23 protein-coding genes and 1 tRNA gene are annotated in these 23,361 nt (G+C 62.2%); 16 read left to right on the top strand and 8 right to left on the bottom strand.

The features are described from left to right. Window positions 1-122 precede the first annotated feature (122 nt). The 4 genes from A9D60_RS13030 to lpxK all read left to right on the top strand — a co-directional run bounded on the left by A9D60_RS13030 (window position 123) and on the right by lpxK (window position 4,553). Complete coding sequence (locus tag A9D60_RS13030; protein WP_065268009.1) at window positions 123-1,469, top strand: TldD/PmbA family protein; 1,347 nt, start codon at window positions 123-125, stop codon at window positions 1,467-1,469. Beyond that, window positions 1,456-2,259, top strand: coding sequence for an inositol monophosphatase family protein (locus tag A9D60_RS13035; protein ID WP_065268010.1), 804 nt, complete (start codon window positions 1,456-1,458; stop codon window positions 2,257-2,259). The genes A9D60_RS13030 and A9D60_RS13035 overlap by 14 nt, the downstream gene beginning before the upstream one ends. 112 nt (window positions 2,260-2,371) lie before the next feature. Continuing rightward, on the top strand, window positions 2,372-3,565 hold the full coding sequence (locus A9D60_RS13040) for a 3-deoxy-D-manno-octulosonic acid transferase (RefSeq protein ID WP_065268011.1): 1,194 nt from the start codon (window positions 2,372-2,374) through the stop codon (window positions 3,563-3,565). Beyond that, window positions 3,552-4,553: a tetraacyldisaccharide 4'-kinase gene (gene lpxK / locus A9D60_RS13045; protein WP_065268140.1), complete on the top strand. Its 1,002-nt coding sequence runs from the start codon at window positions 3,552-3,554 to the stop codon at window positions 4,551-4,553. Before A9D60_RS13040 ends, lpxK begins: the two co-directional genes overlap by 14 nt. Window positions 4,554-4,624: 71 nt before the next feature. Here lpxK and A9D60_RS13050 read toward each other — a convergent pair whose 3' ends face one another. Beyond that, window positions 4,625-5,296: a DsbA family protein gene (locus A9D60_RS13050; protein ID WP_065268012.1), complete on the bottom strand. Its 672-nt coding sequence runs from the start codon at window positions 5,294-5,296 to the stop codon at window positions 4,625-4,627. Next, entirely contained in the window at window positions 5,293-5,820 is a 528-nt protein-coding gene (locus A9D60_RS13055) for a DUF721 domain-containing protein (protein WP_019297604.1), read from the bottom strand. Before A9D60_RS13055 ends, A9D60_RS13050 begins: the two co-directional genes overlap by 4 nt. 84 nt (window positions 5,821-5,904) lie before the next feature. Here A9D60_RS13055 and mutY point away from each other — a divergent pair, with 84 nt between their 5' ends. Both mutY and A9D60_RS13065 read left to right on the top strand, forming a co-directional pair. After that, window positions 5,905-6,969, top strand: a complete 1,065-nt coding sequence (mutY, locus tag A9D60_RS13060) for an A/G-specific adenine glycosylase (protein ID WP_065268013.1) — start codon at window positions 5,905-5,907, stop codon at window positions 6,967-6,969. A gap of 83 nt (window positions 6,970-7,052) precedes the next feature. Continuing rightward, window positions 7,053-8,186: an alkane 1-monooxygenase gene (locus A9D60_RS13065; protein WP_065268014.1), complete on the top strand. Its 1,134-nt coding sequence runs from the start codon at window positions 7,053-7,055 to the stop codon at window positions 8,184-8,186. Window positions 8,187-8,189: 3 nt separating this feature from the next. Here A9D60_RS13065 and A9D60_RS13070 read toward each other — a convergent pair whose 3' ends face one another. From A9D60_RS13070 to A9D60_RS13085, 4 genes are all read right to left on the bottom strand, one after another. Then, a complete protein-coding gene (locus A9D60_RS13070) occupies window positions 8,190-9,581 on the bottom strand; it encodes an adenylate/guanylate cyclase domain-containing protein (protein WP_065268015.1) in 1,392 nt (463 codons plus the stop codon). 194 nt (window positions 9,582-9,775) lie between these two features. Continuing rightward, window positions 9,776-10,879, bottom strand: coding sequence for a site-specific DNA-methyltransferase (locus tag A9D60_RS13075; protein ID WP_019297600.1), 1,104 nt, complete (start codon window positions 10,877-10,879; stop codon window positions 9,776-9,778). Window positions 10,880-10,986: 107 nt separating this feature from the next. Next, window positions 10,987-11,604, bottom strand: a complete 618-nt coding sequence (locus A9D60_RS13080; protein ID WP_065268016.1) for a ribonuclease HII — start codon at window positions 11,602-11,604, stop codon at window positions 10,987-10,989. A gap of 96 nt (window positions 11,605-11,700) precedes the next feature. Beyond that, a complete protein-coding gene (locus tag A9D60_RS13085) occupies window positions 11,701-12,084 on the bottom strand; it encodes a hypothetical protein (protein WP_368072346.1) in 384 nt (127 codons plus the stop codon). 298 nt (window positions 12,085-12,382) lie between these two features. On the opposite strand from A9D60_RS13085, the gene A9D60_RS13090 reads away from it, so the two are divergent. The 3 genes from A9D60_RS13090 to A9D60_RS13100 all read left to right on the top strand — a co-directional run bounded on the left by A9D60_RS13090 (window position 12,383) and on the right by A9D60_RS13100 (window position 15,061). Further along, a complete protein-coding gene (locus A9D60_RS13090) occupies window positions 12,383-12,676 on the top strand; it encodes a hypothetical protein (RefSeq protein WP_039184832.1) in 294 nt (97 codons plus the stop codon). Further along, window positions 12,648-13,349 (top strand): winged helix-turn-helix domain-containing protein, encoded by a 702-nt coding sequence (locus A9D60_RS13095; protein ID WP_065268018.1) that lies wholly within the window; start codon window positions 12,648-12,650, stop codon window positions 13,347-13,349. The genes A9D60_RS13090 and A9D60_RS13095 overlap by 29 nt, the downstream gene beginning before the upstream one ends. A gap of 137 nt (window positions 13,350-13,486) precedes the next feature. Then, window positions 13,487-15,061 carry a DUF427 domain-containing protein gene (locus A9D60_RS13100; RefSeq protein ID WP_065268019.1) on the top strand — a complete coding sequence of 525 codons (1,575 nt, stop codon included), beginning with the start codon at window positions 13,487-13,489 and terminating at the stop codon, window positions 15,059-15,061. A 237-nt stretch (window positions 15,062-15,298) separates the two neighbouring features. On the opposite strand, the gene A9D60_RS13105 is transcribed toward A9D60_RS13100, so the two are convergent. Continuing rightward, window positions 15,299-16,333: an acyl carrier protein gene (locus A9D60_RS13105; RefSeq protein WP_065268020.1), complete on the bottom strand. Its 1,035-nt coding sequence runs from the start codon at window positions 16,331-16,333 to the stop codon at window positions 15,299-15,301. Then, a complete protein-coding gene (locus A9D60_RS13110) occupies window positions 16,330-18,519 on the bottom strand; it encodes a dehydrogenase E1 component subunit alpha/beta (protein WP_065268021.1) in 2,190 nt (729 codons plus the stop codon). The genes A9D60_RS13105 and A9D60_RS13110 overlap by 4 nt, the downstream gene beginning before the upstream one ends. 252 nt (window positions 18,520-18,771) lie before the next feature. Here A9D60_RS13110 and A9D60_RS13115 point away from each other — a divergent pair. From A9D60_RS13115 to hpf, 7 genes are all read left to right on the top strand, one after another. Next, window positions 18,772-18,858 (top strand) — tRNA-Leu (locus tag A9D60_RS13115). 158 nt (window positions 18,859-19,016) lie between these two features. Next, a complete protein-coding gene (locus tag A9D60_RS13120; protein WP_065268022.1) occupies window positions 19,017-19,631 on the top strand; it encodes a ribonuclease D in 615 nt (204 codons plus the stop codon). Further along, window positions 19,628-20,596: a KpsF/GutQ family sugar-phosphate isomerase gene (locus A9D60_RS13125; RefSeq protein ID WP_065268023.1), complete on the top strand. Its 969-nt coding sequence runs from the start codon at window positions 19,628-19,630 to the stop codon at window positions 20,594-20,596. Before A9D60_RS13120 ends, A9D60_RS13125 begins: the two co-directional genes overlap by 4 nt. Before the next feature lie 21 nt (window positions 20,597-20,617). Further along, a complete protein-coding gene (gene lptC, locus A9D60_RS13130; protein WP_065268024.1) occupies window positions 20,618-21,217 on the top strand; it encodes an LPS export ABC transporter periplasmic protein LptC in 600 nt (199 codons plus the stop codon). Window positions 21,218-21,220: 3 nt separating this feature from the next. Then, complete coding sequence (locus A9D60_RS13135) at window positions 21,221-21,733, top strand: LptA/OstA family protein (protein ID WP_039184847.1); 513 nt, start codon at window positions 21,221-21,223, stop codon at window positions 21,731-21,733. Continuing rightward, on the top strand, window positions 21,733-22,491 hold the full coding sequence (gene lptB / locus A9D60_RS13140) for an LPS export ABC transporter ATP-binding protein (protein WP_039184848.1): 759 nt from the start codon (window positions 21,733-21,735) through the stop codon (window positions 22,489-22,491). Before A9D60_RS13135 ends, lptB begins: the two co-directional genes overlap by 1 nt. A 268-nt stretch (window positions 22,492-22,759) precedes the next feature. Next, entirely contained in the window at window positions 22,760-23,317 is a 558-nt protein-coding gene (gene hpf, locus A9D60_RS13145) for a ribosome hibernation-promoting factor, HPF/YfiA family (RefSeq protein ID WP_039184851.1), read from the top strand. The last annotated feature ends 44 nt before the right edge of the window (window positions 23,318-23,361 follow it).

Consider the following 23,361-nt stretch of genomic DNA (forward strand, 5'->3'; position numbering starts at 1 on the left):
CCGTCAAATCCCGAACAGGATCAGAAAAGGGGCTGCTGCACGCGGCCCCTTTTTTTCACCCCGCACTTGCGGCATGGCGCTGCACTGGATAGCTCTTTTAAAGAGCAGAACAGAAGGTGCCCATGACCCAGTCCCCCGAAGCGCTTTGCCACGCCCTGATCGACGCCGCCCGCAAGGCCGGCGCAGATGCCGCCGACGCCATGGCCGCTGAGGGCAGTTCTCTCAGCATCGAAGTGCGCGAGGGCAAGCTGGAACATGCGGAACGCTCCGAAGGCACCGATCTGGGCCTGCGGGTGTTTGTAGGCAAGCGCCAGGCGCTGGTTTCCTCGTCCGACATGCGGCCCGAAACCATCGCGGCGATGGCCGAGCGCGCCGTTGCCATGGCCAAGGAGGCCCCGGAAGACCCTTATGCAGGCCTCGCTGACCCGTCTCAGCTAGCGAAGGATTGGAATTTGGCTGCGCTGGAGCTGGAAGACCCGAGCGGCGAGCCTGAGCCAGCAGCCCTGCAAGAGGACGCGCTTGCCGCCGAAACCGCCTGTCAAGCGGTGGACGGCATCACACAGGTGCAATCCGCGGCCGCCGGATATGGCCGTCATGTGGTGCATCTGGCAGCCACCAACGGTTTCTCAGGAGGCTATCAGCGCACCGGCCGGTCTCTATCCTGCACCGGGATCGCGGGCAAAGGTACCGGAATGGAGCGGGACCACGACGGCGATTCCTGCACCTTCCAGTCTGATCTGCGCAGCGCTGAGGAAATTGGCCGCACTGCAGGTGAGCGAGCAGTCGCCCGGCTGGGCGCCCGCAAGCCCAAGACCGGCAGCTTCCCTGTGTTGTATGATGAACGCATTTCCTCTTCGCTGATCGGCCATCTGATGTCAGCGGCCAACGGTGCCGCAATTGCCCGCGGCTCCTCCTGGCTGAAAGATTCGCTGGGCCAGCAAGTGCTGCCAGCGGCGCTCTCTGTAGTTGAGGATCCGCACCGCCCGAGGATTTCCGGCTCCCGCCCGTTTGACGGCGAGGGGCTGGCGACCCGCAGACGCACCGTGGTGGACAACGGCGTGCTGACCGGCTGGACACTGGACCTTGCTTCGGCTCGCAAGCTGGGGCTGGAAAGCACCGGCAACGCCGCCCGCGGCATCGGTGGGGTGCCGTCGCCTTCCACCTGGAATATCGCTTTGACCCAAAGCGAAGCCAGCCGCGAGGACCTGATCGCGCAGATGGGAACCGGCCTGCTGGTCACGTCGATGATCGGCTCCACCATCAATCCCAACACGGGTGACTATTCCCGCGGCGCATCCGGTTTCTGGGTGGAAAACGGCGAGATTGCCTATCCGGTCAACGAATGCACCATCGCAGGCAACCTGCACGAAATGCTGCGCCGGATCGTTCCAGCCAATGACGCCCGCACGCATCTGTCCTCCGTGGTGCCCTCACTGCTGGTCGAAGGAATGACCCTTGCCGGCAACTGACCTATCCCTGCTTGTAAAAGCGGCGGAACAGGCCGGAGACATCGCATGCCGCTACACCGGTCCCGACGCCAAGCGCTGGGACAAGCCCGGCGGTGCGGGCCCGGTGACCGAAGCTGACCTGGCCGTCAACACCATGCTCGAGGACATGCTGCAGCAGGCGCGGCCCGGTTACGGCTGGCTCTCGGAGGAGACCGAGGACAGCGATGCCCGTTTGACGTGCGAGCGGGTGTTCATCATCGACCCGATCGACGGCACCCGCAGCTTTGCCGAAGGCTCCCGCACCTGGGCGCATTCCATCGCTGTAGCGGAACACGGTGAAGTCATAGCGGCGGTGATCTATCTGCCCCAGCGGGAACTCATGTACACCGCCGCCAAGGGACAGGGTGCAGCCTGTAACGGCAGCCCGGTAAGAATCTCTTCTGCGGCTGAGCTTGCGACCACCGAAATCCTGGCCGCCAAACCCAATCTGCTTCCGCACCACTGGCAGGGCGGCACACCGCCTGCCTTCATCCGCAGTTACCGGCCATCGCTGGCTTACCGTCTGGCCAAGGTAGCAGACGGCCGGTTCGGTGCCATGCTGACGCTGCGCCCAAGCTGGGAGTGGGATATCGCCGCCGGAGATCTTCTGGTGCGCGAGGCTGGCGGCATCATCACGGACAGGTCAGGCAGCCTGCTGCGCTTCAACAACCCGCAACCCCGCCTGAACGGGGTGGTTGCCGGAAACACGCCCCTGCATACGGAGCTGATGGCGGCGCTGGACCCGGCCGGGCCTGGCATCGCTGGACATTGAACCAGCTGCAGCTTATGCGGTCTGCGCCGCCCGCAAAGGCAAGACTCAAGTTTTTCACAGACAACCCCGCATGTTGCAGCTACCTTTGGCCGGAAAAATCAAATCGAAACAGATGCAACGGCGAACCACAAATTCCAGCCGCCCTGCGGTGCTGCAGCCCCGGCCTCCGGGGGAGCTGCTCTGGGTGCATGCGTCCACACCGGAACGCTACCTTGCGCTTTGCGACATCGGACGCCGTCTTAAGACCCTGCGCCCGGATCTGTCTGTGCTGGCCAGCTGGGAGCCGGGATTGCATCTGACCGGCACTGTCGGCTGCGACGTTCCGGTCGGCCCGCTGGCAGAGGACACCCTGGCAGAGGCCCGCGAATTCGTCGCGCATTGGCAGCCCGATGCCTGCATCTGGACCGGCGCGCCGGCCCGGCGCGTCATGCTGCGGCATTTGCGCGACCAGGGTACGGGCGTGCTTCTGGCCGACCTTCTGGACAATGAACTGCCGCACCGCACCAGCCGCTGGCTGCCGGATCAGCGGCGCAGGATGCTGGAAAGCCTGACTGGCATTCTGACACCGTCCAAAACGGTTCGGGACCGGCTGATCAGGCTGGGCTTCCCCGCTGAAAGGCTGGAAGTGGCCGGAAAACTACGCGTGTCTGCCGTTCCCCCAGGCTGCAATGATGATGAACTGGCCTCCATGCAGCAAACCCTGGGCAGCCGCCCGGTCTGGCTGGCAGCCCACGTCAAACTGGATGAGCTGCCCCGCGTACTGGATGCCCACCGGTCCGCGTTACGGCTGCTGCACCGCCTGCTGCTGGTGGTTGCTCTGGACAGAACCTCGGATCTGGGAGCGGCCCGCGGCCTGGTGCAGAACAGCGGGCTTTCCTTTGCTGATTGGGAAGCCGGCGATGAGCCTGAAGACTTCAATCAGGTTCTTCTCACTGCCGGCGAGGACCTTGGCCTCTGGTACCGCTTGTCGCCGGTTGCGCTGATCGCCAGCAGCCTGGACCCGGTGGCCCAGGGCCAGTCGCCGCTTGATGCCGCTGCCCTCGGGTCTGCGCTGATGCATGGCCCGGGCATCCACGCCCACCGGGAGCTTTACGACAGGCTGACCAAGGCCCACGCCGCGGTCAAGGTGCAGACACAAGGCGAGATGTCTGACGCTGTTGTTGCGCTTTCGGCACCGGACAAGGCAGCCGAAATGGCCCTTGCCGGCTGGCAAAGCGTTACCGAAAGTGCGGCCACAACAGACACACTTCTGGAAAAGGTCCAGGCTCTACTGGACCAGCGCGAGGACAGTGATGCGGGCACCTGATTTCTGGCACAAGCCGCCGGGAAAATTCGATCTGCGGTCAGCCCTGCTGGCACCCATGGGCTGGACCTATGCGCGCGCCACCGCATCCCGGCTGGCCAAAGGCAGACCGCAAGCTTTCGGTGTGCCGGTGATCTGCGTCGGCAACCTGAATGCCGGCGGCACCGGTAAAACGCCCACCGTGATTTGGCTGCTCGAGACCCTGCGCAGCCTCGGGCATGAGCCGCATGTGGTCACCCGCGGCTATGGCGGCACGCTGGAAGGGCCGGTTCAGGTGTTTCCCGGCCGCCATACAGCCGCGCAGACAGGTGATGAACCGCTGCTTCTTGCAGCCTTTGGCGAGGTTTGGGTCGCCAAGGACCGCGCCGCAGGTGCTCGTGCTGCAGCAAATGCCGGGGCAACAGTTATCGTTTTGGATGACGGGTTTCAGAATCCCGCAGTCGCCAAGGATCTGTCGCTGATAGTCGTCGACGCTCAGCATGGGTTCGGCAACGGGCGCTGCCTGCCGGCAGGTCCCCTGCGCGAACCGGTTGCGACCGGGCTGAAGCGGGCTGACGCCGTTTTGTCGCTGGGTCAGGAAATTGACCAACAATCCTTCTCTGCCGCCTGGGGCAGCCAGCTTTGCGGCCTGCCGCATTTCACCGGCGCGCTGGAACCGCTGCAGACCGGCATGCCCTGGCACGGCACAAGGGTTCTGGCCTTTGCCGGTATCGGCCACCCTCAGAAATTCTTCAGCACCTTGCGCGGCCTTGGGGCCGATATCGCCCGGTTTGAGGCATTGGACGATCATCAGCCGCTGACCCCGGCACTGATGAACCGGCTGGAAAACGAGTCCAAGCTGCTGAACGCGCAGCTGGTCACTACCGAAAAGGACGCTGTCCGGCTCCCGGACGGCTTCCGCTCCAAGGTGATAACCCTGCCGGTCCGCCTGAAGATTTCCGGTGACGATGGCCTGAAAAACATGCTGAAAACTGCCGCACCTGCACCCTAGCCTGCCAACGGACTGCAAAGAAAAAAAGCCCGGGCAGCTGGCCCGGGCTCTGTCATTCTGCTTGCTGACGTTCAGCTTTCCAGTTCGGCATCCAGCAGTTTCTTGAACTCGTCGTAGGACTGGTTCGAAACCTTCTCGCCGTTCAGGATGAAGGACGGGGTGGATTCGATCCCATGCTCGGTTGCATTCTCCTGATACCAAGTCACCAGGGTTTGCGCCTTCTCGCCATCCTGCAGGCACGCCTCCAGCTGGTCGTTTTCGATGCCAGCCAGGCGGCCGATCTTGCGCAATTCGTCAATGATCTCAGGCGCACCGCCGGCCCGCGCCCATTCCGACTGCCCCTTGTAGATCAGGTCGGAAATGCCAAAGAATTTCTCCGGCCCGCTGCAGCGCGCAATCATCGAGGCCCACAACCCGTAACGATCGAAATAGACCTCGCGGTAGATGAACTTCACCTTACCGGTATCGATGTAATCCGCTTTCAGCTGCTTGAAGGTGTTGTTGTGAAAATTCGCACAATGCGGGCAAGTGTAGGAAGCATATTCGATCAGCGTGACCGGCGCGTCCTCGGCACCCAAAGTCATCTCGGTGATGGTCGAGGTGTCCACTTCGGCTTCTTGCGCGATTGCCGCGCCGACCAGCGGATTTGACGGCAGATTGCTCTGGCTGCCCAAACCCGACAGGGCATAACCGCCCGCAACCACCGCAACCGCAGCCACGACACCAGACATCAAACGGGTCATTTGAACCCCTTTCCTTGCGTTTTCTGTTTTGTCAGCACATTGCGCCCCAGACGCTCCAGGGCGGCGCGCAAATCGTCATTTTCCACCCCTTCGGCGGCCTTGCTGGCCTCTGCCGCATCCTGCGGATCCGGCTGCAGCGGCGCTTGCACTTTGGGGGCATACTTGAATTCCACGCGGCCGTCAGAAAATCCCGTCGGTGCCGTTTGCGTGATCCGCACCTTGGAAATGGCGTTGAAGCCATAGACCGCATTCACCCGCTCGCGCAGGCGTTCCTTTTGCATTTCCAGCATCGGCGCATTGGCCCCGGTGGTCAGAACCGTCAGCGTCGCGCCAAAGGAGCCCCGCCCGTAGCCGATGTTCACCGGCCGCGCCATCGCAGCAATATCCGGCCCGGCGATCTCCTCCCAATGGGTGAGCAGGCGTGAGACCGCGAAGCCGCGGCTTTCACCCGCCTTGCGGATCTGCTCGCTGAGGAGCTTGGAGGTCCGGGAGAACCCGCGTGTGGTGCTGCGCCTGAATGCCATGATCTAGGTTTTGCTCGACTGCCCGCCCTATTGTAAAGAGCGGTTATGCAGGCGCCAGCCAAACCGCCGCCCAAGGAATAACGAATGCGTGACTTAGAGAGCGATTCCGCTGCGATGAGCGAAGAGCTGCTTGCATGGTATGACGTTCATGCCCGCGAGATGCCCTGGCGTGTCAGCCCGGCGGACCGCGCCGCAGGTGCCGGCCCGGATCCCTACAGGGTCTGGCTCAGCGAGGTGATGCTGCAGCAGACAACTGTGGCCGCCGTCCGGGATTATTTCCTGCGCTTCATCAGCCGCTGGCCAACGGTTCTGGATCTGGCCGCCGCGGAAGACGCTGACGTGATGAGCGAATGGGCCGGCCTCGGTTACTATGCCCGTGCCCGCAACCTGCTGAAATGTGCCCGCGCGGTGGCACAGGATCACGGCGGCATCTTCCCGGACAGCTACGAGGGCCTGCTCAAACTGCCCGGCATCGGCCCCTACACCGCTGCGGCCATCGCCTCCATCGCCTTTGACCGGGCTGAGACTGTGCTGGATGGCAATGTTGAGCGGGTGATGGCCCGTGTCCACGACATCCACGACCCGCTCCCAGGCGTCAAACCGGTGCTAAAAGACCGCGCAGCAGAGCTCACTCCGGTGCAGCGGCCCGGCGATTACGCGCAGGCGGTGATGGACTTGGGCGCCACCATCTGCACCCCCCGCAATCCGGCCTGTGGCATCTGCCCCTGGCGCGCCCCCTGCGCGGCCCGCATTGCCGGAACAGCGGCTGAACTGCCCAAAAAGACGCCAAAGAAACCGAAACCCACCCGGCACGGCATTGTGTATTTGGCAGAAACCGCCGATGGAACCTGGCTGCTGGAAAGGCGCCCGAACAGGGGGCTGCTGGGGGGTATGCTGGGCTGGCCTGGCTCTGACTGGAGCGATACCCCCACCCCGAATCCGCCTTTTGAAGCGGATTGGCAGGAACTGGCTGGCGAGGTCCGGCACACCTTCACCCATTTTCACCTGATCCTCCGTATCATGACCGCAGAACTGCCTGGCGGGTTCAATCAAGGTGCAGAGCAGGAATTGATTGCACGCCACCATTTCCGCCCCTCCGGCCTGCCAACGGTGATGCGCAAAGCCTTCGATCTCTATAAAGGCCGCTAGGTTACCCTGCGCTCCTCTTGGGTTTTCAAATGTCTGGGCATAGGGTTTCCCAAACGCGCGCTGACTGATTTGGGAGATCCGGCATGATTGCCCCCGAAACCCTTGCCCGCTGGCAAAGCGCCCTGCCGTTCTGGATGTCTTTCCTGCTGCTGCCGCTGATCTGGATTGCGGCGCTGCAGGGCGGCTGGGCGCTGCTGCTGCCGCCGCTGGTAACCTGGCACCTGTTTGCAGTGCTGGATGGGATGTTCGGGCTCAACCTGGAAAACGCTGACCCGGAAACACCGGACAACGACCTCAAGTGGTACAAGGCACTGACAGCCGCTTGGGTGCCGCTTCAGTTCATTACGCTGTTCGGCCTGATCTGGTACGTCAGCGGTGCAGAGCACCTGAATGGCTTCGAGAAATTTGCAGCCTTCTTCGGTGTTGGCGTTGTGACCGGCGCCGTTGGCATCAACTACAGCCACGAGCTTATGCACCAGTCCAGCCGGGTGGAGCGCTGGCTGGGGGATATCCTGCTGGCGATGGTTCTGTACTCACACTTCCGCTCCGAACATCTGCTGGTGCACCACCGCTACGTCGGCACACCGCGGGATCCGGTCACGGCACGCTACAACGAGGGTTTCCATCGCTTCTATCCTCGTGTTCTGCGGCAATGCTGGCACTCCGCCTTTCGTGTCGAAAAAGAGAAGCTTGCCAGGAAGAACCGTCCGTGGACCGACCGCTCCAACCCGTTCTTCCGCTACTGGACCTTGCAGGCGGCCATGCTGCTGCTGGCCCTGATGCTCGGCGGGCTGACCGGTATCCTCCTCTTCCTGGTTCAGGCAGGCACCGCGATCTGGCAGCTGGAAGTGGTCAACTATGTTGAACACTACGGGCTGACCCGCAAACATCTGGGCGAGGGCAAATACGAGCCGGTCCAGCCGCGCCATTCCTGGAACGCGGCGCACAAGGCATCGAACTGGCTGCTGATCAACCTTCAGCGCCACTCGGACCACCACTACAAGCCGAACCGCCGCTTTCCGCTGCTGCAGAACTACACCGAGGCCGACGCCCCGCAGTTGCCATACGGCTATCCGGTAATGACCATTGCCGCGATGATCCCGCCCCTGTGGCGGCGGGTGATGAACCCGCGGGTGCGCCGCTGGCGGCAGACTTACTATCCCGAAATCACCGACTGGCACGCCTATAACAAGGCCCAGAACCCGATGCCGCGTTAGGATCTACGCCCAGGCCAGAACTGTCATCGGCCGATCCAGCCCGCGCACTTCCTGATCCGGATGACGAGCTGCACCGTCCAGCAGATCCAGCCCGGCCAGTTCAATCTTGACCTGCGCGGCCATCGTTTCGCTGACAACAATACTGGCCTGCAGCCTGCGCGTCAGGTTCTCCAGCCGCGCGGCGATGTTCACCGTCATGCCCAGGACCGCATATTCCAGCCGGTTGGCACCGATATCGCCCAGCAAAGCCTCGCCATAATGAATACCGATCCCGGCCCGGATTTCGGGCTTCCCCTGTTTGGCGCGATCCCGGTTCCATCTTGCAAGCGAAGCCCGCATCGCGTGGGCGCAGGCCAGCGCATTCGTGGCGTCCTGCTTGCCAGCCACCGGCGTGCCAAAGGTCGCCATCAGCCCGTCTCCCAGATACTTGTCCAGCGTGCCGTGATGGCGGAAAACCTCCCGCTCCATCCGGCCATGGAATTCCCGCAGGAGATCAATCACCGCATGCGGATCCATGCCTGCTGACAGCCGGGTAAAGCCGATGATGTCGATGAACAGAACCGCGACGTTCTCGCTGCGCACCTGCTTCAGCGGCTCATCGTTCTGGGACAGCTGTTCGACAACGTTGGGCGAGAAGTAGCGCGATAGATTCGCCCGCTCCCTTTCCAGGCTGGCATTGCTGCGCAAGAGCCCGTTGAACCGGCGCACCGAGAATCCCAGCGTCACTGCCACCAGGATAAAGACAAGCGCTTCCTGCACCCGCAACTTTACCACAAAACTGTTCGGGTCAAAGAACTGCGCCAGTTCCGGCTCAAACCCAAGGGCGGCGCCAACAGCCTCCGTCAGGCCAGGAACCGGGCTGGAGAACCACCAGACCAGCCCCAGCGCACTCAGCCACATCATCGCGGTCCAGGTGCCGATCGCAATCACCGTGCGCCAGGAATAGGCCATGGTGCCCGCGGCAAGTATGATGAAGAAATACTGGAAGTTGTCGAACCTGTAATGCATCGCCGCAGGAATTTCACGGGCATCAAATGGGTTGGGCACAACCAGCGCAAAGGTCATGACCGCAAGGTCAAGGAAGATCAGGAACAGTTCCAGCCGCGATTTGCCAACCTTTCCGGCCCGGCTGATGAACCAGCCGTTCAGGCACAGAAGCGCAAGGAGCCCGTGGTAGTACAGCACGCTCCAGACAGGGTTCAGAAAGACGATGAATACCGCAACAATCGGCAGCGCAATCCACCGCGCGCGAACAGCCAGCTGCAGCCCGCGCCGCTTGTGCGCGTCCAACGCAGCTTCAGCAAACCTGCCTTCTGCAGCAGAGAGCTCCCGGCTGCTTGCTTCTTCTGCTGCTCTGGCAGTTCCGGTTCCGGTTGCAAACGCCGTATCGGTCATTGGCTCTCCCTCTTCCCGCTGGCTGCGGCAGGCATCGCACTTCAAATAGTGATCCTGCGTCAATCAGGGAATAGCCCATCAAACCGCATACATGCAAAAAACCCCGCCTTTTCCAGGCGGGGCAAGGTGTGCGCCTGCGTAAATCGCGCAGGCGCCTGCAATAGACTGTTGTGTTCTGAATAGCTCCGGGGGCGTCAGTTCTGCATTTCCGCCCGGATCTGCTGGCGCAGCACGTCGATCGGCACGGTCTTGCCGTCACGCTTAAAGCACCAGTAGGTCCAGCCGTTGCAGGACGGGGCATTCTCCAGATGCGCACCCACCTGATGGATGGACCCCTTGATGTTGTCGCCGATCAGGGTGCCGTCTGCCCGCACCTTGGCCTTGTGGCGGCGGTTCATCGAATAGAGCTCCTCGCCCGGGCGCAGCATGCCGCGTTCCACCAGCTGGCCGAACGGCACCCGCGGCGCCGCGCGCTTGCTGGCGGAAACCTCCAGCGCCTCGCGGTCAAACTTGCGCACCGCCTTGATCCGCTTCTCCGCCACCTTGCGGTAGGCTTCCTCGCGCTCGATCCCGATGAACTCGCGCCCCAGCATCTTGGCCACCGCACCGGTGGTGCCGGTGCCAAAGAACGGATCCAGCACCACGTCGCCCGGGTTGGTCGCGCCGACCAGGATCCGGTGCAGCAGCGATTCCGGCTTTTGCGTCGGATGCGCCTTGTCGCCGTTTTCATCCTTCAGGCGCTCGTGGCCGGTACAGATCGGCAGCACCCAGTCGCTGCGCATCTGAATGCCCTCGTTCAGCGCCTTCAGCGCTTCATAGTTGAAGGTGTACTTGGCACCCTCGGACTTGGACGCCCAGATCATCGTTTCATGCGCGTTGGTGAAGCGTTTGCCGCGGAAGTTCGGCATCGGGTTCGACTTGCGCCAGATCACGTCGTTCAGAACCCAGTAGCCTTCGTCCTGCAGCACGGCGCCGACTCGGAAGATGTTGTGGTAGGAGCCGATCACCCAGATCGACCCGTTCGGCTTCAGCACCCGGCGCGCGGCCTTCAGCCACTCACGAGTAAACTGGTCATAGGCCGCGAAACTGGAAAACTGGTCCCAATGGTCATCCACTGCGTCAACTTTGGAGTTGTCGGGACGGTGCAGCTGGCCTTTGAGCTGCAGGTTATACGGCGGATCCGCAAAGATCAGATCAACCGAATTGGCCGGCAGACTGTTCATCGCTTCGACGCAGTCCCCGCCAATAATCGTGTTTAAAGGGAGCGCTGCCGCGCCCTTTGTCATGGTTTTATTCATTGCTCTGCCTCATAACCGCGGCGCATTTTTGCGCTCATTAGGTTGTCCACAGGATGAGTCATCGCGGATTCGAGGTCAATTTGTTTATTATAACAACGCCCTACGGTTCACTCTTGATACAAGATATTGTGTACTGGCTTGAATGAGCGCCGATGATGTGGGGTTACGCCCAGCTGAACTAGCGCATCCCGATGCTGTTTCGAGGGATAGCCTGCATTTTTCTCCCAGCCATAACCGGGGAACTGTTGCGCCAAATCCACCATGATCCTGTCTCGCGCCAGCTTTGCCAAAATCGAAGCTGCCGCGATCGACACCGATTTGGCATCCCCCTTGACTACGGCCTCTGCCGGTAAGGCCAGCCCCTTGGGGAGCAGGTTGCCATCAATCAGCAGGTAATCCGGCTGCGGATCCAGCGCCTCCACCGCCCGCTCCATTGCCAGATGCGACGCACGCAAAATGTTCAGGGAATCAATCTCTTCAACCGTCGCATGGGCAATGGCCGTTTGGGCCGAAGACAGGATATGCCCCTCCAGTGCCTCCCGCTTTTTCAGGCTGAGCTTTTTGGAGTCGTTTAGCCCTTCGGGGATTGCGCCAAAATCCAGCACCACCGCTGCAGCCGTGACCGGACCGGCCAGCGGGCCGCGGCCAACCTCATCAACCCCAGCAATTCTGAGAAACCCTTTTTCGCGGGCCTCGGCTTCAAGACTGTAATCCGGCTGTGTCATGCCCCTGACAATGCTAATTCCGGCATATGATGCAAGCAGACAAAAAAGGGGGGCCGGAGCCCCCCAGTTTGCTGCTGCCCGAACCCGTTATCCGGCTTACCGGTTCACCATCCGGTATCCATGTTTCTTCAGGCACCCAGGCTTGTACCCGGTACGGTTGCGCTGACCGTTCCAGAACGTCACCTTGCAGACCTGCGGCAGATTGTGCGTGTAGCCATAATTGCGGTCCAGGCAGCGCTTCGCTGCCAGCGGACGGTTTTGGCTGTAGCGCGGGAAATAGCGGACGCAATTCGCCGGCAGATCATATCGGCGCACGGACCGCGGCAGCGGCTTGATGTGGCCGTCGTGACGGTTGCGGCCCTGGTGCCTGTGGTTGTTATGGCTGTGGTTCTGCGGCGGGTTATAAGTGCGGGTCACCGCGTGATCATCTTTATTCCTGGAATGTTTGATGGCCGCACCAAGAATGCCAAGCAGCGCCAAGCCGCCCAGAATTTTTGCAACATCATTGTCAGCGCGGGCAGGGGCTGCCGAGAAGCCGGTAATCGCAATGGCGGCTGCAACGATCAGGGCTATGAATTTGCGGTGCGGCTGGGGGCGGCATGTCTGGGCCATATCTGAACCTTTCTAGGAAATGTGCGGAACGCAAAATGCGTTTGATGCGCTCAACCTGCTCCCGTCCCCTTCAGACAGGCAATATCGGTGGTTTGTTATCGGATATCACTTATTCCAACCCCCTGCGGTTATTGAATTTCAAGCGGTCCGGACGCAGGATGCTCCCATGAAACAAACCCTTCTGATCCCCGCCCTTGCGGCTTTCCTTCTGGCGCTTTCCGCCCCGGCACAGGCCGCTGACTGCTATGCCGATTACAAGGCCAAGCAGGACAATCCGCTGCGCCTGCACTACGGTGTGATTCAGCTGTCCGGCGCCTGCCAGAAACAGGCCGCCCGCAGTGAAATCCAGGCCCGTATTGCCCCGGCCGGGTGGACGCTGTTGAATGTCCTCTCCGTCTTCGGCCCCGAAGGCCTGCAGCAAAGGAAGGCTGATGCCGGACCCTACTATCTCAGTTTCTGAAGCCCGTGCCGCCGGCAGCAGGGTCATTACTCTCGGTATCGCCGCCATCGTCGCCCTGCTGGTTATTGCCGGCACGGTTCTGCTGCTGACCTTGCCTGACGCCAATGCCTTCAACGCCCGGGTCGAGCAGCTGTTCGTGGAAAACGACCTGACCACCCAGGCCGAAATCAAGCTGCTTGAAATCCTGGCCCAGTCCGGCACCGCCTTTGCCGACACACTCACCAGCTACCGGATGGTGATCTTTGTGCTGCTGGTTTTTGCCACCGCAATGATGGTGGCTGCGCTGGCCGTGCTTGGCATGCTGGTGATGCTGAACCGCCGCATGGCCCAGATCGAACGCTCCGGCATTCAAGTAAACGAGCTGCTGATCAGCCGCGATGAGAACACCGTCTACCTCAACAGCATGGGGTTCAAGCTTACGCCTGCTGCGATGGAAACTCTCTCGGTGCTGGCCGAGGCCCGGCTGGACGACGACGTGCTGTCCGGCGCCGAGATCGAGGCGGTGATTTCCGGTCGCACCTCCTCCGATTGCGAGGAGGCCGCAGGCGCCACCCGGATCAAACGACTGCGCGACACCTTGGGCAACCAGATGGTCAGCGAGCTTTTGGTCAAGAACATTGCCAAACGCGGCTATGTTCTGGCGATCAGCAAAGATGTGATCCGCATGGTCTGACCCCGCTCCGTTCCGCTCAATATCATGTGTCCGCCACTGGAAATTCCGCCCGCAGTCACCAGATACATCAGCACCGGCCTGCACCGGCCGGTCCTGTTTTTGCCGTTTCACCGGCTCAAGGGACAAGGAATCTAGGGATGGATGCACAGGTGCAAACCCGCAACCGGGGCTACGGCATTGTTGTCGAACCGCTGCAAGGCCTGGTCACCGCCCGGCGCAACGGCATTGTTCTGGCGCAAAGCGCCCGGGCCAAGGTGATGTATGAAACCCGCCTTCCGCCTGCGGTCTATTTTCCGGCGGACGACGTGACCGCGCCGCTGTCCGCCCACACTCCCCTGCAAACTTTCTGCCCTTTCAAGGGCACCGCCAGCTACCGGGATGTACTGCTGCCCGGCAGTGCTGTGCAAAACGGTGTCTGGGCCTACGAGGACGCCATGCCCGAGGCCGCCTCCATTTCCGGCCACATCGGCTTCATGCCCGGCGCTGAGGTTGAATTTGATTTCGGCAGCAACACCGTGGAGATGCCCGACTACGGCAATATCTCCGGTCCGGTGATCGATTGGCTGCTGCGCGACGCCTTCACCGTACCGACACCGGAGGAACTGACCGCTGCCCTGGCAGAAAAACTTGTCGAGCAAGGCATCTACCTGTCCCGCCTCTCGGTCATGGCCTGGTCTCTGCACCCGCTGATAGCAGGCAAGAACTACATCTGGCAGAAAAAAACCGGCGAGGTCACCACTTACGCTCCCTCCTACGAAATCCACGACCACCCCGCGTATCAGAACAGCCCGCTGCGCCATGTATCCAACGGTCTGGGCGGGGTGCGGCACCGGCTGGACGCCTGCTGCACTGACGATGCCTTCCCGATCCTAGAAGACCTGCGCAAGGACGGCGCCACCGACTATGTCGCAATGCCGCTGCGGTTCTCCGACGGACGCATCAATGTGCTGACCTTGACCAGCGATCACCCGAACGGCTTCTCCACCGCCAATCTGGGCCTGATCTTCGAATGCTCCGGGGTGATCGCGCGTTATTACGAGATCTTCATGCAGCGCGAAAACGCCCAGGCACTGCTGGAAACCTATGTGGGCAAACGCACCGGCGCCCGGGTGCTCGGCGGTGAGATCCGCCGCGGCGACGGCGACGAGATCGACGCTGCAATCATGTTCTGCGACCTGCGCGGCTCCACCCGGCTGGAAGAGCAGCTGGGCCGCCGGGACTATATCGCACTGCTGAACCAATTCTTCGAGACCGCCTCGACCATCGTGCATGATCACGGCGGCGAGGTACTGAAATTCATCGGTGACGCTGTGCTGGCCGTCTTCCCGGCCGGCAGCGATCCGGACAAGGCCCGCGCCCAGGCGCTGGACAGCGCCCGCGCCATCGTTGCGCGGCTGGAGGAAATTGCCCGGGCAGAAAACGGCCACCGCTGCGAAGCCGCCATCGGCATCGCCTACGGCCGGGTGACCTATGGCAATATCGGCTCGCGCGAGCGGCTGGATTTCACAGTAATCGGCCAGGCTGCCAATATCGCCGCCCGCCTCGGTGACTATGGCAAGGCCGCAAATCACTCCATTGTCGTAAGCCGCGACATCCTGAGCGACCCGTCTCAAGGCCTCTCGCTGGGTGCAGTCAGCCTGCACAACGTCTCCCAGCCCGTCAGCTGCTTTGCAATTCAGGCGGCCGGGAGTTCCCAGGCTGCTGCGGAGTAACCCTGTCCCTGTTCAGCACCGGGTCAAGGGCGGCGCAGCCGCCGCGCTATGCGCGGTTCACCCTTGAGGCGGGGATGACGAACCAAACTGGAACACGGCCTTCAGGGCAAACCTGCCCCTGAAGGCCTTCTCAGCAAACCCCTTCGGCACTGCCCGCAGGGCAGTGCCGCGCCCAAAACTGCCTTGCCGGCATCTGTGATGCAGGTAACAGCCGCGGGAGCTCCTCGCGCCGCTCAATCAGCCCGCCGCCAAGGAACGCTGCGCCGCATCCCCCATCGAAACCAGCAGCGGTGCCCCGGCCTGGCGCGCCTTAAAGGCGTCCTTCCCGGTCATCCCCTGCCAGCCAGCCTGCACCAGCGACTGCGCCACCGCGCCGCCAAGCGTGGTGCCCGGGCCGGTCACGATGAACAGATCCGGCGCAAACTCACAGGCCGCATTTTGCACCGCGCGGGTGAAATCATAGGGCTCCACCACCTGATGACCCAGGGTGTAATCCCAAAGGGCCTGTGTATCCGTGGCACCCGGCCACCAAATCTGCCCGCGCCCGTCGATCAGCGGCACCTCCGGCTGAGTGAACATCTCCGCCCCCAACCGATTGCGCCCCTCTTCCGCCACCGGCGCCTGCAGGCTGGTGTGAAACGCCGCGTGGTTGGCCAGCCGCATCGGGAAACGTTCCTCGACCATTGGCACTGCGCCTTCAAACGCCGCCAGCCCGGCCTCGTTTCCGGCCAGCACTAGCATCCCGCCCAGATCAATCGACAGTGCCAGGTTATGCCCCTCGCGCGCATTGATCTCTGCAGCCAGCACCAGCAGCTCCGCCTTGCGCGCGGGGTCGTTCTGCCAGTCCGGCCCAGCAAAGGGATAGACCAGCTGGCCGCCGATCAGCTGCTCCTGCATCAGCGTGCCCATGGTGTTCACCACCTCGAACCCGTCCGCCGCGCTCAGCGCTCCACCCGCCGCCAGCGCAATATACCAGCCCATCGAGTTGCCGGTGACTGCAACCACCTCGATATCCTCCGCCAGGGACTGCGCATCCGCCAATGCGGACGCATAGATCAGCGGCGAGGCAATATCCCCACGCGAATACTTCGACACGGAGAACCGCGTGGCCCCGTCCAGCGCGGTGACCTCTTCCTGCCCGGCGTCCCGCCGCTGCGCATCAAAGCCCGCAAACAGCGCCGCCTTGCCGGCATGGTGGCGGTGCAGATAGCCCAGCTCCGCCTTGTTGTAGGTGCCCCGGCCCGGGCAGATCAGAACAGCGGTACGGGTCATTTCTTGTCTCCTGCCAAATTTAATGCAGCCGCAACAATGCTCTCCTTCGACGGCAGTGTGGCACCATAGGCAGGCCCGGTTGCAATGAAGCAATCGCTGGCAGCAATCCGGGCCGCCGGAACACCGCTCCGTTCAAGAAACAGCGCCATCAGCGCCTCCGACTGACTGCCGGTGATACGGCATTCATCGACGATCAGAACGTTCTTGCAGCCCTCGACCGCCTCCAGCAGCGCCGCCTCCGGCAGGGGCGCCAGCCAGCGCAAATCGACGATCCGCGTATCGACGCCTTTCGCCGCCAGCTCCGCCTGCGCCTGAGCAGACAGATAGCGCCCATTGCCATAGGTCACGATGGCCAGATCGGTGCCGTCGCCATGAACACCCACCTCACCCAAGCCAATCCGCCGGTCCGTCGACGGGTAGGTCCGCATCCAGCCACCGTCCTTGGCCTCGTGCAGGTCGCGCATCGGATAGAGAGCGATAGGTTCGACAAAGACCACCACCCGCTGCTCCTCGCGCGCCAGCCGCACCGACTCGCGCATCATCATCGCCGCCTCCGCCCCGTCCGACGGGCAGGCAATCACCAGCCCCGGAATATCGCGCAGCACCGCCAGCGAGTTGTCGTTGTGGAAATGGCCGCCAAACCCTTTCTGGTAGCCCAGCCCGGCAATCCGCAGCACCATCGGGTTGGAGAACTGCCCGTTCGAGAAAAACGGCAAGGTCGCCGCCTCACCGCGCAGCTGGTCCTCGGCGTTGTGCAGGTAGGCAAGGAACTGGATCTCCGGGATGGGCAGGAAGCCGTTATGCCCCATGCCGATCGCCAGTCCCAGGATCGACTGCTCGTCCAGCAACGTGTCGATCACCCGGTCCGGCCCAAACCGCTGCTGCAGCTTCTGGCTGACGCCATAAACCCCGCCCTTGCGGCCCACATCCTCGCCCATCATGACGATCCCGCGATGCTCCAGCATCAGGTCGGTCAGCGCCCAGTTTATGAGCCGCGACATCGGCTGCGGCTCCTCCATCGCGCGCATGTCGCTGCCAAACGCTGCGGCCCGTGCCTCGGCACTGGGGCCATTGGTCGGCGCACACTCTCGCTTCGGCGGGATCAGGCTCGCCACAACGTCATCCGCTGTTTTCAGGTGCGGCCGCGTCACCGCTTCCGCCCGGATCCGCTCCACCCGCGCACAGGTGTCCGTGTAGACCTTCAGCGCGTCCTCGGGACGCAGCGCGCCGGCCTCATCCATCAGCCGCACCGAATGCAGCAGCGGATCATTGGCTTCATCCGCCTCCACCTCAGCTTTGGCCATATAGGTGATCGGCACATCCGCCCCGGCATGGCCATACAGCCGCACGGTGCGCAGATGCAGGAACGCGGGCTTCTTGCGCGTGCGCACATACTCCGCCGCCTCCTGCGCCACCGCGTAGGCGTTGTAGATATCCAGCCCGTCTGCCTTGAAGTACTTGATGCCCGGCCGCCCCGACATCGAGGCCTCGATCCACCCTTTCGGCGTCTTGGTTGAAATGCCGATACCGTTGTCCTCGCAGACAAACAGCAAGGGCAGCGGCGTCGACTGAACCGAGGTCCAGCCTGCGGTGTTGATTGCCCCCTGCGCCGTCGAATGGTTGGCGGAAGCATCGCCGAAGGAACACATGACGATGGCATCCTCCGGCAGCAGCTGATGCTCCGGCTGGTGCCGCTTGGCTGCACCGATGGAATAGGCGGCACCCACAGCCTTGGGCAGATGCGAGGCAATGGTCGAGGTCTGCGGCGGGATCATCAGCGCCTTGGACCCCAGCACCTTGTGCCGCCCGCCGGACGTCGGATCTTCGCTGGAACAGGCAAAGGACAGCAGCATGTCCCAGGCAATACGCTGCCCCGGCACCTGATCGGCGCGGGCGATCTGAAACGCGGCGTCACGGTAATGAAGGAATGCCATATCAGCGGGACGCAGGGCGCGGGCCACCGCCGCCATCCCCTCATGCCCGGAGGAGCCGATGGTGTAGAACCCCTGCCCCGCTTTCTGCATGTCCCGGCTGGTCAGGTCCAGCGCCCGGCTCAGCACCTGAGCGCGAAAGGCGGAAACGGCTTCCGCCGCCGTAAGCGGCCCACCTGGCGCAGCACCAGCGGGCAGTTTCCCGGCCTTGACCCGGTCCAGGAAGTTCTGATGCACGATCTGGGCGCGGTCCATGCGGCCTCCTTACGCTGACTGACCATGTCTTTATCCGCGAATACGGAACTTGAAGCCAATGAGTTTGCGTACTGGCTTCATTCCAAAACGGAATGCAAATCCCGGCAATCAGTCCGTGTTGTCACATAACGGCTGAAAGCGCCCACTTACGCCCAAAGCTGCGATTTATTGCGCGCGCAGCAGTTGGCTTTGCCCACCTTTTCCGTTTGACGGCCCCGGCAAACCATCTTATACGCCCTCTCCACGACACCTGCCCAGGTGGCGGAATTGGTAGACGCGCTAGCTTCAGGTGCTAGTGTCCGTATGGACGTGGAGGTTCGAGTCCTCTCCTGGGCACCATTTCCCAAGAATGACAATCCGCAGCCTCTTCCCAGAGCCACTGCGTGGATACTCGGCCCGCGTAAACCAGCTTGCCTTCGCGCAGTTGAGTTTGCAGGCCAAAGCGCCTATTTCCTCTGCAACAGCCCCGGTGCGGTGAATATCAAAAGGGAATTCCAGTGGCCAATTACCTGTACAAGAGCGACCTGCCCGACGGGCTGGATCTCGGTCCCGTTGTCGCCATTGACTGCGAGACCATGGGTCTGAACCCCCACCGCGACCGTCTCTGCGTGATCCAGATGTCCGGCGGCGACGGCAATGCCCATATTGTTCAGGTGGAAAAAGGCCAGACCGAGGCTCCCAACCTGTGCCGGATGCTCGAAGATCCGAATGTGCTGAAGCTGTTCCATTTCGGCCGCTTCGACATCGCCGCGATGTACCACGCTTTCGGCGCCCTGGCTGCACCGGTCTACTGCACCAAGATCGCCAGCCGTCTGGTGCGCACCTACACCGACCGCCACGGGCTCAAGAACCTGACCCAGGAACTGATTGGTATCGACATCTCCAAGCAGCAGCAGATGAGCGACTGGGGCGCAGAAGAACTGACCGATGCGCAGCTCGACTATGCGGCGTCCGACGTCCTCCACCTGCACAAGCTGCGCGACGCGCTGGACAAGCGCCTGGCCCGCGAGGGCCGCACCGAAATGGCCCAGGCTTGCTTCGGATTCCTCCCCATGCGCGCCAAGCTGGATCTGGCCGGCTGGCCCGAAATCGACATATTTGCCCACTCATGACCGATACAGAAAAATTCCTCGTCACTGCCCGGCAAGTGATCACAGATGAGGCCAAGGCACTCAACGCGATGGCCGAAGGCCTGGATGAGCGTTTTGCCGAAGCCGTGCAGCTGATCCTGCAAGCCAAGGGCCGCATCATCGTCAGCGGCATTGGCAAGTCCGGCCATATCGGCCACAAGATCGCGGCAACACTGGCCTCCACCGGCACGCCCGCCTATTTCGTTCACCCGGCTGAGGCCAGTCACGGCGATCTGGGCATGCTGTCCGAAGGTGATGTTGTTCTGGCGATCTCAAACTCGGGCGAGGCACCGGAACTGGCCAATCTTCTGGCCTTCACCCGCCGCTTTGCAATTCCGCTGATCGGGCTGTCCAGCAAGATGGACAGCACCCTGATGAAGCAGGCGGATGTCCACCTGCAAATCCCCTCGATGGGCGAGGCTTGCGGGTTCGGCATGGTGCCCTCGATCTCCACCACTCTGACCCAGGCAATGGGCGACGCGCTGGCGATTGCGCTGATGAAACACCGCGATTTCCGCCCGGAGAACTTCCGCGACTTCCACCCGGGCGGCAAACTCGGTGCGCAGCTCAGCAAGGTACGCGACCTGATGCACGCCGATGACGCGCTGCCGCTGGTCTCCGAGAACACCCCGATGGCCGACGCGCTGATCGAAATCAGCCAGAAGGGGTTCGGCGTCGCTGGCGTTGCTGCTGCCGATGGATCACTGGCGGGCATCATCACCGACGGCGACTTGCGCCGCCATATGGACGGGCTGCTGGAAAAGACCGCAGCTGAAGTAATGACCACAGGCCCTGCCACCATTGCCCCCGGCGCCATGGCGCAAGAAGCCGTCGCGGTGATGAACCAGCGCAAGATCACCTGCCTGTTCGTTGTCGATCCGGACAATGGCCGAAAGGCCGAGGGCCTCCTCCACATCCACGACTGCCTGCGCGCAGGACTGGGCTGACACGGGGCCCGGGAGCGCATCATGGACAGCCATTCCAGAGCCGTCGCATATCTCAAGGTGCTGCTGCCGCTGGCGGCACTGGTTCTGCTGTCAACGCTGTTCCTGATCTCGCGCGGGCTGAACACGGATGCGGTGATCCCCTTTGCGCAAAAGGAAATCGAGGACCGGATGAGAGGCCAGCTGGTCACCGCTCCTTTCTTTTCCGGCACCACCGCAAAAGGCGACGAGATTCTGGTGACCGCCTCCACGGCCCGCCCTGGCCGTAACGGTGCGCCCGCGATAGCCAGCGACATGTCCGCGGAAATCAATCTGGCAGAGGGCGGCAAGATCACGCTGGCCTCCGAAACCGGAGCCATCAACCCGGCCCAGGACACCGCCCGTTTTACAGGAAATGTTGTAATTACCTCGGCCGATGGTCTGGTCGTCGAAACCGAGGAACTGAATTCCATTCTCAGCGGTTTGTCAGCCAGCAGCCCCGGACCGGTCCGCGCGACCGGCGACATCGGCGTGCTGACCGCAGGCAATATGCAGATCGAGGCAAAAACCGGCGGCGGGCCGGTCCATATGCTGTTCAAAAACGGGGTGAAGCTGTTATATCAACCCCAGCAACCGGAAAGATAACCTGTGTCTTATTTGCGCGCATTGATTTTCAGCCTGCCTCTCGCGGTATTTCCCGGCCTCGCACTGGCACAAACAGCCTCCGTGGCCTTCGGCGCGGTCAAGGCCGACCCGAGCCTGCCGGTTGAAGTCACCGCCGACAACCTTGCTGTGAACCAGGCCGACGGATCGGCTGAATTCACCGGCAATGTCCTGATCGTGCAGGGCGTCATGCGGCTGTCCGCCGACACGGTTCTGGTTATCTACAAGACGGCAGAAGAAAGCGGCGGCGAAGGCGGCATCGAACGGCTGGAGGCCACCGGCAACGTGGTTCTGGTCAGCGGCCCGGACGCTGCCGAGTCTCAGTACGCAGAGTACACCATCGACCGAGGAACGGTCGTGATGACCGGCAACGTGCTGCTAAATCAGGAAAACGGGACGCTTGCCTCGAACCGGTTGGAGGTGAACCTCACCTCCGGCACCGCGCAGATGGCCGGCCGCGTGAAAACCATCCTCAACCCGAACGGCGGCAGCAACTGATGGCGAAACCAGACCTGAAAGTGACGGAAGGCTCCTCCGGGCTGCGCATCGAACGGCTGCGCAAATCCTACCGCAAGAAGGTGGTGATCCGGGACGTCTCCCTGTCTTTGAACCGGGGTGAGGTGGTGGCCCTGCTTGGCCCCAACGGCTCTGGCAAGACCACCAGCTTCTACACGATTGCCGGCCTGGTGTTTCCCGAAGCCGGCACCGTCACCATTGACGGCCAGAACGTGACCGGCCTGCCGATGTACCGCCGCGCGCGCCTGGGCATCGGTTACCTGCCGCAGGAAATGTCGATTTTCCGCGGGTTGTCGGTGGAGGACAACATCTCTGCCGTTCTGGACATCTCGCAAAAGCATGAGCACAAACGCCGCGAGCGGCTGGAAGAACTCCTGTCGGATTTCTCGATTGAGCACCTGCGCCGCGCGCCTGCGCTGGCACTGTCGGGCGGTGAGCGCCGGCGCGTCGAGATCGCCCGCTGCCTGGCCGCCAACCCGAAATACCTGCTGCTGGATGAACCTTTCGCCGGCGTCGACCCGATTTCCGTCGGTGACATCCGTCACCTGGTGGCAGACCTCAAGAAACGCGGCATCGGGGTGCTGATCACCGATCACAACGTGCGCGAAACGCTGGAAATCGTCGACCGTGCCTATATCCTGCACGACGGCCAGGTGCTGATGTCCGGCAGCCCTGAAGAGGTGGTGGAAAACGAGAATGTCCGCCGTGTCTATTTGGGCGATAACTTCCGTATTTCCTGACCCTTTCCGCGCTTCCGCGGCAGCAAATAACCGCTGAAAACCCAGACTTCTTTTTTCGGGTTATCCATTGACTCTCCCGCTGTCTTGCCGTCGAATTGACCTATGGCATACGCGCAGTCCGATGCAGTCCGAACAACAGCCTTGGCGACAAGGCCCGGACCGATGCAACCGGACGGCTGGCCTGCCCCCCGGTTCCGGACCTGACGTGACACCGCCAAGGATTGCCTTGGCGGCGGGCCCGGCCGCAATAAATTGTGAAGGAGATCACATGCGTTACAAAATCAGCGGCAAACAGATCGACATCGGCGACGCTCTGCAGGTTCATGTGCAGAACGAGCTGGGTTCGGCCGTACAAAAATACGCCGAGCGCCCAACCGACGCGACTGTGGTCTTTTCCCGTTCGGCGCATGAATATGTGTGTGAAGCCACCGTCCATCTGTCGACCGGGCTGAGCGCGCAGGCGAAAGCCCACGAAACCGAAATCTACGCTGCCTTCGACGCTTGCTGCGAGAAAATGGAAAAGCAGCTGCGCCGCTACAAGCGCCGCCTCAAGGATCACCACAAGGACCGCAGCGAGCCGGTTGAACATCTGGGCGCCAACTCGTATATCCTCGCCTCTGAGGAAGCGGATTCCGAACCGGACTCGCTGCAGCCGATCATCGTCGCCGAAATGGAGACCCGTATCCCCTCCCTGTCTGTCGGGGAAGCGGTGATGCAGATGGAACTGGCAGGCGCACCGGTGCTGGTCTTCCGCAATGAAGGCAAAGACGGGTTGAATGTGGTCTACCGCCGCGACGACGGCAACATCGGCTGGATCGATCCGTAAACACACCTAAGGCATCGGCGCCCCCGAACGGGGCGCCGGAACGG

The organism is Leisingera sp. JC1 (assembly GCF_001679925.1).
In the GTDB taxonomy this organism is placed as follows: Bacteria; Pseudomonadota; Alphaproteobacteria; order Rhodobacterales; family Rhodobacteraceae; genus Leisingera.

What these genes read in the sequence shown, in the direction of transcription:
- A9D60_RS13100 (WP_065268019.1), top strand. Translation starts at nt 13,487, where the DNA reads ATGGATGCACAGGTGCAAACCCGCAACCGGGGCTACGGCATTGTTGTC.
- A9D60_RS13065 (WP_065268014.1), top strand. Translation starts at nt 7,053, where the DNA reads ATGATTGCCCCCGAAACCCTTGCCCGCTGGCAAAGCGCCCTGCCGTTC.
- A9D60_RS13070 (WP_065268015.1), bottom strand. Translation starts at nt 9,581, where the DNA reads ATGACCGATACGGCGTTTGCAACCGGAACCGGAACTGCCAGAGCAGCA.
- A9D60_RS13090 (WP_039184832.1), top strand. Translation starts at nt 12,383, where the DNA reads ATGAAACAAACCCTTCTGATCCCCGCCCTTGCGGCTTTCCTTCTGGCG.
- mutY (WP_065268013.1), top strand. Translation starts at nt 5,905, where the DNA reads ATGCGTGACTTAGAGAGCGATTCCGCTGCGATGAGCGAAGAGCTGCTT.
- A9D60_RS13105 (WP_065268020.1), bottom strand. Translation starts at nt 16,333, where the DNA reads ATGACCCGTACCGCTGTTCTGATCTGCCCGGGCCGGGGCACCTACAAC.
- A9D60_RS13095 (WP_065268018.1), top strand. Translation starts at nt 12,648, where the DNA reads ATGCCGGACCCTACTATCTCAGTTTCTGAAGCCCGTGCCGCCGGCAGC.
- A9D60_RS13040 (WP_065268011.1), top strand. Translation starts at nt 2,372, where the DNA reads ATGCAACGGCGAACCACAAATTCCAGCCGCCCTGCGGTGCTGCAGCCC.
- lptC (WP_065268024.1), top strand. Translation starts at nt 20,618, where the DNA reads ATGGACAGCCATTCCAGAGCCGTCGCATATCTCAAGGTGCTGCTGCCG.
- A9D60_RS13030 (WP_065268009.1), top strand. Translation starts at nt 123, where the DNA reads ATGACCCAGTCCCCCGAAGCGCTTTGCCACGCCCTGATCGACGCCGCC.
- A9D60_RS13050 (WP_065268012.1), bottom strand. Translation starts at nt 5,296, where the DNA reads ATGACCCGTTTGATGTCTGGTGTCGTGGCTGCGGTTGCGGTGGTTGCG.
- A9D60_RS13125 (WP_065268023.1), top strand. Translation starts at nt 19,628, where the DNA reads ATGACCGATACAGAAAAATTCCTCGTCACTGCCCGGCAAGTGATCACA.
- A9D60_RS13080 (WP_065268016.1), bottom strand. Translation starts at nt 11,604, where the DNA reads ATGACACAGCCGGATTACAGTCTTGAAGCCGAGGCCCGCGAAAAAGGG.
- A9D60_RS13110 (WP_065268021.1), bottom strand. Translation starts at nt 18,519, where the DNA reads ATGGACCGCGCCCAGATCGTGCATCAGAACTTCCTGGACCGGGTCAAG.
- hpf (WP_039184851.1), top strand. Translation starts at nt 22,760, where the DNA reads ATGCGTTACAAAATCAGCGGCAAACAGATCGACATCGGCGACGCTCTG.
- A9D60_RS13075 (WP_019297600.1), bottom strand. Translation starts at nt 10,879, where the DNA reads ATGAATAAAACCATGACAAAGGGCGCGGCAGCGCTCCCTTTAAACACG.
- lpxK (WP_065268140.1), top strand. Translation starts at nt 3,552, where the DNA reads ATGCGGGCACCTGATTTCTGGCACAAGCCGCCGGGAAAATTCGATCTG.
- A9D60_RS13055 (WP_019297604.1), bottom strand. Translation starts at nt 5,820, where the DNA reads ATGGCATTCAGGCGCAGCACCACACGCGGGTTCTCCCGGACCTCCAAG.
- lptB (WP_039184848.1), top strand. Translation starts at nt 21,733, where the DNA reads ATGGCGAAACCAGACCTGAAAGTGACGGAAGGCTCCTCCGGGCTGCGC.